The organism is Rhodoplanes roseus (genome assembly GCF_003258865.1).
GTDB classification, from domain to species: Bacteria; Pseudomonadota; Alphaproteobacteria; order Rhizobiales; family Xanthobacteraceae; genus Rhodoplanes; species Rhodoplanes roseus.
Window position 1 is genome coordinate 1 of the sequence record NZ_NPEX01000433.1, and the last position, 3,466, is coordinate 3,466.

Genomic DNA, 3,466 nt, shown 5'->3' on the forward strand with positions numbered 1-3,466 from the left:
AGCGGGCGCCGCGGCGAGCCCGAGCGTCAGCATCGCGGCGACGGCGGCGGCGATCACCCGTGAGGACATCGCACTCTCCCTGCCGGCCCGGGCCGGCGAACCGATCGAGCCCCGGCGCATCCGGCACGACTCCGGCCCGGCGCGACCGGTTCCCCTCGACAGAGGTGCCGCGGCGGGGCGTCGCGGTTCACGGCCGGCCGGCGTTGGCGGGAGCTTAGTCCTTCGGCGGGCGGGCGTCGAACCGCAGTACCGCCTCCAGCATGGCGACCGTGCCGGCCGCGATGGCGCCCGGCTCGGCCCATTCGTCGGGGGCGTGGCTGCGGCCTTCGCGGCAGGGCACGAACACCATGGCGGCCGGGGCGATGCGGGACAGGAAGGCGGCGTCGTGGCCGGCGCCGGACGGCAGCGACAGGCTGGTGAGGCCGCGCGCCGCCGCGCCTTCGGCCAGCAGCGCCCGCAGCGCCGGGTCGCAGGCGGCCGGAGTCGCGCGGGACAAGACGGCGCAGCGCTCGCGCACCGTATTGGTCTCGTCGGCGATGCGCAGGCTGGCGGCCTCGATCTCGGCCACGAAGGCATCGAGCACGGCGCCGTTCTCGGCCCGCGCGTCGACCACGATGCGGGCGCTCTGCGGCACCACGTTGATGGCATTGGGCGCGAGCTCGACGACGCCCGTGGTCGCGACCACGTAGCCGCGGCCGGCGTCGGCGAGCGCCCGGGCCCGCTCCGACACGAAGGTGACGAGCCGGGCGGCGGCGACGCCGGCGTCGCGGCGCATCGCCATCGGCATGGTGCCGGCATGGGCCGCCTCGCCCTCGAACACGATCTCCAGCCGGACGATGCCGACGATCCCGGTGACGATGCCGATGTCGGTGCGGCTGCGCTCCAGCACCACGCCCTGCTCGATATGCAGCTCCAGGAAGGCCGCGACGTCGGAGCGCTTCGCCTCGGCGAGCCGCGTCGTGTCGCCGCCGACCCGGTCGATGGCGTCGCCCAGCCGCTCGCCGCCGGGGCCCTTGTAGTCGAGCATCTCGGAGGTCAGCAGGCCCGCCATGGCCCGGCTGCCGACGCAGGACAGGCCGTAGTCGCTCGGCTCCTCGGCCAGGCAGTCGACCACCTCGACGGGATGGCGCAGCCGCCGCCCGTCGTCCTGCAGGGTGCGCACCACCTCGAGCGCGGCGATGACGCCGGCCGGACCGTCGAAGCGGCCGCCGGACGGCACCGAATCGGTATGGGAGCCGAGCAGGATGGTCGGCAACGTCGGGTCGGTGCCGGCGAGCCGGCCGAACAGATTGGCGGCAGGATCGAGCCGCACCGCGAGCCCCGCCTCGGCGAAGCGGCCGCGCAGCCAGTCGCGCCCCGCCTGGAACAGCGGCGTGAAGGAGCGGCGCGTATAGGGCCGGGCCGGATCCGTGATCTCGGCGAGCCCCATCAGGTCCGACCAGATGCGACTCTCGTCGATGCCGAAGCCCCGGCTGCTCATCGTCTGCCCATCCCGCGCGGTCGCGTCCCGGGACGCGGCTCCGCGCCCTGTTACCACGGCGAGCGGTCGACCGGCACCGACAAACGTCCGCAGCCGGACGAAAGACCGGGGCGGGACCTCAGACGGAGTGGTTCGGATCGCGGGGGTCGCATCCGGCGCAGTGCGCCGGGTCTTCGGAGATCAGACGGCTTACATCAGGCGGCTTGCTTGGGATCGACGGACCGGAAGCTGGTCCGGATCACCTCGGTGCCGCACTGGTCGCAGGCGAAGGTGGTGTCCTGGATGCGGGGCTCGGCCATGGTCGAGCTGGTCGACCGGAAGGACATCCGCTTGGCGCAGCGCGGACAAGGGATGATCAGCGACGGCAGAGAACTAGCGGAGGCGACGGCGAGACGGCGCATGCGTGCTCCTCGGCGTTTTTCCAGTCCGTGCAAACGCAGGGGGTAGTCGAGCCCGGAGGAGGCATACGAGTCAATACAAATTTGTGCTATGCACAATAAATGCTAGGTATGCGCAACCCGCATCCGTTTTACGTTCAAGTGTATACAATCCGGCTACTACGGCTCAGGGTTGTTCCGGATGGACACCGTGCCCACGACCGCAAGTAGTGCCTCTGGGCCTAGCAAAACCCGACTCTCGGCGGCCGCCCTGCCGGCCCTCGCCGGTGCCTATGTACTAGCCATCGAGCTGCCTGGACCGGTCCCGCTGCGCCTCGCCGGACGCATGGCCGGATCGCTGCCGGCGGGCCGTTTTCTCTACTGCGGATCGGCCCGTGGGCCCGGTGGCCTGCGGGCCCGGATCGCCCGCCACCTTCGCCGCCGCAAGACGCTGCGCTGGCATGTCGACCGGCTGACCACCCGCGGCAGGGTCGTCGCCGTGTGGGCCGTCCCGGGCGGGGATGAATGCGACCTCGTCGCCGCCCTGGCCGGACTGCCCGTGCCGGTGCGCGGTTTCGGCGCCAGCGACTGCACCCGCTGCGCCAGCCACCTGCTCGCCTGGCCGGACGGCGTCGCACTTCCGCTCGGCCCGCCGACTCTCTCGGCCGGGTGAGGAGCGACGAGGAGCCTCGAACCGTCGCCCCGCCCCTCGCTCGAGTCCCGGACACGGTGCGCCGCGAAGCGGAGGACCGCGTCCGGGGCCCGGAGGTGCGCCGGCGATGGGCCCCGGCGTCACTCCTCGTCGAACAGCCCGCGCTCGGCATCCTCGTGGCAGGCCTTGCAGTCGCCCCTGAACTTGGCGCCCTTGCGGGCGAGCGTCGCCGGGGTGACGCGGTCCTTGCGCTCGTGCTTGCGGGTCCACCACGGCAGCTCGGTGATGCGGGCCGGTGTGACCGCGCCGGAGAGATCGCGCAGCATTTTGCGGTTGCGCGCCTTCGCGTCGGCCGCATTGGCCTCCAGATAGGCCGCGATGTGGGCCACCGTCGCGTCGTCGAGCGCGGCGTTGTCGCCGAAATGATCGGCGAGCCCCGCCGTGATGCCGCGCCAGGAGCGGGCCGGCAGCAGCCCGGCCGGATACAGCATGTGACAAGCCCCGCACTCCTTGGCGACCACCGGGTCGCGCACCGGCTCGAGCCGGACGCCGTCGGCGACCAGCGGACCGCCGATCAGCAGCAGCGCGCAAGAACCGCATCGTGTCGATCCCAGCCATCCCGCCCCCCCTCAGAGCCCGGTCAGGAAGGCGAGCAGGTCGGCCTTCTCGGTGGCGCTGCAGTCCCGCCCGAGCACGTCGGGGCAATTGCGCCGGAACCACTTCTCGACCGTCGCCGGATCGGACAGGCGGGTCGGCACGACCGACGGCGCCATCGGCTCGATGGGCTTGCCGGCGCGGGCCTGACCGGCCCGGGTGAGCGTCGTGGTGTGGCACGACGTGCAGGACGGCGTGTCGGGCTTGCCGGCCGCCGGGCTGCTCGTGAACAGGGCGCGGCCCCGCTCGGCGGAGGGCGAGAAGCTGGCGTCCGCGGCCCGCGCCGCCGTGACGGCGGCGGCC

Annotated in this window: 5 protein-coding genes; 1 reads left to right on the forward strand and 4 read right to left on the reverse strand. The window is 72.9% G+C overall.

The features are described 5' to 3' along the window. Nucleotides 1-214 precede the first annotated feature (214 nt). Together CH341_RS29620 and CH341_RS29625 are read right to left on the reverse strand one after the other, a co-directional pair. Nucleotides 215-1,480 carry a Zn-dependent hydrolase gene (locus CH341_RS29620; protein WP_111422960.1) on the reverse strand — a complete coding sequence of 422 codons (1,266 nt, stop codon included), beginning with the start codon at nt 1,478-1,480 and terminating at the stop codon, nt 215-217. Between the two features lie 194 nt (nt 1,481-1,674). Beyond that, nucleotides 1,675-1,881: a hypothetical protein gene (locus CH341_RS29625; RefSeq protein WP_111422962.1), complete on the reverse strand. Its 207-nt coding sequence runs from the start codon at nt 1,879-1,881 to the stop codon at nt 1,675-1,677. Between the two features lie 187 nt (nt 1,882-2,068). Here CH341_RS29625 and CH341_RS29630 point away from each other — a divergent pair, with 187 nt between their 5' ends. After that, entirely contained in the window at nt 2,069-2,530 is a 462-nt protein-coding gene (locus CH341_RS29630; RefSeq protein ID WP_245431312.1) for a GIY-YIG nuclease family protein, read from the forward strand. Between the two features lie 119 nt (nt 2,531-2,649). On the opposite strand, the gene CH341_RS29635 is transcribed toward CH341_RS29630, so the two are convergent. Next, the gene (locus CH341_RS29635; protein ID WP_146604679.1) at nt 2,650-3,042 is read right to left on the reverse strand and encodes a cytochrome C; all 393 of its coding nucleotides are present in this window, start codon (nt 3,040-3,042) and stop codon (nt 2,650-2,652) included. A gap of 96 nt (nt 3,043-3,138) precedes the next feature. Next, on the reverse strand, nt 3,139-3,466 hold a 328-nt coding region (locus CH341_RS29640), incomplete at its 5' end, for a DUF1924 domain-containing protein (RefSeq protein WP_111422970.1).

What these genes read in the sequence shown, in the direction of transcription:
- CH341_RS29625 (WP_111422962.1), bottom strand. Translation starts at nt 1,881, where the DNA reads ATGCGCCGTCTCGCCGTCGCCTCCGCTAGTTCTCTGCCGTCGCTGATC.
- CH341_RS29620 (WP_111422960.1), bottom strand. Translation starts at nt 1,480, where the DNA reads ATGAGCAGCCGGGGCTTCGGCATCGACGAGAGTCGCATCTGGTCGGAC.